This is a genomic window from Streptococcus sp. NLN76 (assembly GCF_015686645.1).
GTDB lineage: Bacteria > Bacillota > Bacilli > Lactobacillales > Streptococcaceae > Streptococcus.
In genome coordinates this window covers 1-929 of record NZ_JADPMS010000102.1, presented here as the reverse complement: position 1 = coordinate 929, position 929 = coordinate 1, and the positions used below count along the sequence as shown (strand labels likewise).

Annotated in this window: 1 protein-coding gene; it reads left to right on the top strand. The window is 35.5% G+C overall.

The window, feature by feature from the left end; genetic code table 11:
• Positions 1–83 precede the first annotated feature (83 nt).
• Positions 84–929: IS982 family transposase (locus I1A59_RS09455; protein ID WP_196092492.1), on the top strand; the 846-nt coding region annotated here is incomplete at its 3' end.

The following is a 929-nucleotide window of genomic DNA, read 5'->3' as shown; positions in this document are numbered from 1 at the left end:
ACCCGTTGTGCTAGTTAATCCTGGAAATAATAAAAAACTTTGCGTATCATAAACTCAAAACCACCATGAATTGAGGACATGATATGCAAAGCCAAGTACATTATCTCGCGAATCCATCACAAACACAAGTAGTTTTCAATAAAATTTTGGTTAAAGTGACAGATCTATACGAGAAATATGTTCCAGAATCGGTTCGTTTTCGTAAGAATGTCCATTTGCAACTTCAACCAGATGTTATCTTGATTTCTAGCTACATTTGGGCTTTACAACAAGGTTGTAGATCAGCTAATGCTATTTATCGCGCAATTCGTACTAACTTGTTTCCTGAATGTTTTCCTGAACGATCTAGATTTTGCCGGATATGCCAAAATCTTTCTCAAGCGATTCAGATGATGCGCTATTATTTTGTAGATTCTCTCGTCAACAGCTGTGAATTCGGCATTATTGACAGTTTTCCCTGTGCTTTGTGTAAACCAATTAGAAATTGTCGAGCAAAACTTCTTGAGTCGACAGCTAATATAGGCTTTAACGCTACAAAACAAGAACATTACTATGGTATTAAATTTTCCGTAGTAGTTGGAAATAACGGTTTTCCAATCAATTATGTAGTCACACCAGCATCAATCCATGATAGTCAAATAGCTTATGAATTACTCACTACCAGCCCATTCTCGATTGTTTATGGCGACAAGGGATATGTAACTAGATCATTGAAAGATGACTTATTAAGGTGTGGAATCAGATTAATAACTCAATTAAGAGAGAATATGAGTGATTACTCTAAACTGGAAAATTATAAGATTGGACGACTGCGTAAACCAATTGAAACGGTATTTTCGAGTTTAGAGCAGTTTGGGATTGAGGATTTAAGATGCAGGAATCTCTATGCTTTAAAATTTAAAGTAGAGGCCATCCTATTAACTTATTCC